We start from the raw sequence: 2,878 nt of genomic DNA on the forward strand, positions 1-2,878 counted from the left end.
CGGCGGCAGCGCGACCGTGCCCCTCCTGCGCCGGCGGCAGAGCGGCGTCGAAACACATCGGGGGTCGATGCTGGCGGGCGGTCACGGCGCGCGCGCCGGCCTCCCTCCACCCGCGTTGATCTCGAGAAGCCGCTCCCGCCCGTCGAGGGCAAGCCGCACCAGGTCGCCCGGCATTAGCGCGAGGCGCGAAGGCGGGAGCGTGAAGGCGGCGCTTTCGCGGCCGGTCCACAGGTCTTGGAGCCAAACATCCGCCGCGCGCACCATGGTGGCGGTCTCGGCCACCACGGCGAGGTCCGCCTCCACTTCGTGTCGGCTCCCGCCCACGAGCCGGCGCGAGGCGATGCTGACACGGCGATAGTCGCGGTGGGCGTCGACGAAGCCGAGGCGGACCGCGCAAGGCAGCTCGCTCTCCTGCGCCCGCGTGAAGGCCACGAGCGGGCCGTCCTCGCCGCGCACCAGGTCGTCCACGCCGAGCGCCACCGGCGCGGCGCGCCCACGCGGGCGGAAGGCGATCGTGTCCCCCGCCTCCGCCGCGTCGAAGCCGAAGGCGCGCGCCAGAGGCTCGATGGCGGCGCGCGCTCTCATGGGCCGCTCCAATACATAGCCGTCCACCGCGCCGGAGAGGTCGAGGCATCCACGCCGTTGATGCCGTAGTCCGCGCACAGGGTGCCGACCAGGCCGTCGAGCGGTGCGCCGCCGAGGCGCCCGTTCAGCCAATGGCCGGTGCGCCAGTTGTCGCCGTCCGCCCACACCCCGCGCGCCAGAGGGAATTGGGGATAGGGCCGGGCATCGAAGGTCCACAGGAAGGTGCAGCCCGCTTCCACCATCCGTCCCTCGTAGAGCGCGGCGGCGGGATTGTCGGCGTGGCTCGCGCCCGCCGCCGGCTCGAAGGTGGACAGGATCGCGGCGAGCGCGCGGCGCTGGACCAGATCGTCTCGGGCGCCGGTGGAGAAAGGCGGCAGCGCGTTCTCCGACGACTTCGCGTCGGGAAACACGCTGGGGCGGTTCGGCCCCTTGTCCACCGCCGGGCAGCCTGCCTCCATGAGGCGGATGGGCTTGGCGCCCGGCGCGTAAGCCGTGGGCGCGTCGTGCCGCACGCCGCCGGTGCGCTCGAAATGGGCATTGGCCCAGAACGACCAGATGTCCTTCTGGCGGAAGACCCACGGCTCGCCGTGCGCGCCGTCGGTGATCGGCGTGCGGTCCTGGGCGAGCCGCGCGGCCTCGTCCGCGTAGAACCAGTCGAAGCCTTCGCCGGCGCGCAGATTGGCCTTGAGATAGGCCACCTCGTGGGGCGAGCGGGCGAGCGCGGCGTCGAGATGGGCCGAGCCCTCGCGCCAGTCCGCCATGGGCGGATAATAGTCGATGCCGATGAAGTCGACGGCAGGCGAGGCCCACACCGCATCGAGCGGGAAGCGCAGGTCGCCGCCGTCGAAGACCTGGGCCCCGTATTCGCTCCAGTTGGCGGCGTAGGAGACCTGGGTGTCGGCGCCCACCACCGCCTTCACCTCGGCCGCGAGCCCGGCCAGCGCCTCCGCTGCCGGAAAGGCGCCGGTGTGGTCCCGAAGGCGGGTGAGCGCCTCGAACTCCGAGCCGATGAGGATCGCCTCCACCCCGCCCGCCGCCACCGCCAGATGGGCGTAATGCAAGGCCATGCGCCGGAGCGACCATTCCGCCGGGCCGGAATAGAGCACGAGGTCGCCGAGCCGGGTGAAGTGGTGGCGCTGGGCCGTCCCGAACAGCGCCGCAACCTGCGTGGCGCAGGCGCTCGTTCCGTCCGCCGTGCCCTCGCGCCCCGGCGCGGGATCGCAGACGATGCGGCCGCGCCAGGGATGGGCCGGCTGCGCGGGAGCGCCGGTCCACGGGTCGGGCAGCGCGTTGCCGGCCGGGATGTCCATCATCACGAACGGGTTCAGCGTGACCTTGATGCCCTCCTCTTTCAGCCGACGGATGGCGCGCAGCACGCTGCCGTCCGCCGGCGTGCCGCCATAGGCCGCGCGCCCTTCGTAGCGGGAGACGGCGGGCACGGTGAGGCGGGTGTCGCCGCCCACCGCCCAGGCCACCGGCGTGGTGGTCTTGACGAGGCGCTCGCTCTTCGGCCGCACCGAGCACATGCCGGCGCGCAGGTCGTCGCCGAACCAGGAGACGACGAGGCTGACCCGCTGAAGGTTCGGACAGGCGCAGAGCAGTTGCTCCAGCGCCGCCTCGAAGTCGCTCTGGTGGGTGGTGACGTGGCGCGATTCCGGCAGGAACACGCTTTCCCCCACCTGCTGGCGCACGGTGAGCGGGTCGTAGCCGAACTCGGTGGCGCCGGGGATCAGGGTGACGGCGCGGATGTCCTTTTCCAGCGCCCCCACCGGGCGCTCCACCTCGGCGGTGATCTGGGGAATGCGGTTGCCGAAATCGGTCAGTTCCAGGTTCTGGAACACGAGATAGGCGATGCCGCCATAGGACGGCGTGTCGGCGTCGCCCTGCCGGGCGGCGATCCAGGCGTCCGGGGACTGGTCCTCGGCGCCAAGATGGGTGCGAATGAGGAGGCGGCGCTCGTCGAGCGGCTTGCCGTCCGCCCAGATGCGGCCGATGCGTGCCACCGGTCCCTCGCAGAAGGCGACGGCGAAGTTGGCGTAATAGGTGTAGGTGGTGACCTTGGGCGCCAGCGAGCCGCCCTTGCCGGCGACGCTCTGCGTCTCCTCGCGGCGGATCTCGCGCAGTTTGGTCGCCCAGATCACCTGGCCGGGCAGACGGGCGCGGCCGTAGAGCCGCGCGACGGGCGCGCCCTCGGTGGAGGCCATCACCTCGAGGTCCGACAGGCGCGGGCCTTCGGCCTTGGGCGTGCGCGCGCCGCCGAGCAGCGTCTGGTCGAGGGCGGCGCCGCCGAGCG

The 2,878-nt window shown here is 72.7% G+C and carries 2 protein-coding genes; both read right to left on the minus strand.

Features of this window, described 5'->3' with window-relative positions; genetic code table 11:
• Positions 1-81: 81 nt before the first annotated feature.
• Entirely contained in the window at positions 82-585 is a 504-nt protein-coding gene (locus tag AC2W7M_RS23120) for a phage tail protein (protein WP_486135248.1), read from the minus strand.
• The coding region (locus tag AC2W7M_RS23125; RefSeq protein WP_486135250.1) for a baseplate multidomain protein megatron at positions 582-2,878 on the minus strand (2,297 nt) is incomplete at its 5' end. The genes AC2W7M_RS23120 and AC2W7M_RS23125, both read right to left, overlap by 4 nt.

The organism is Xanthobacter sp. BG11Y11_SDJG (genome assembly GCF_057364445.1).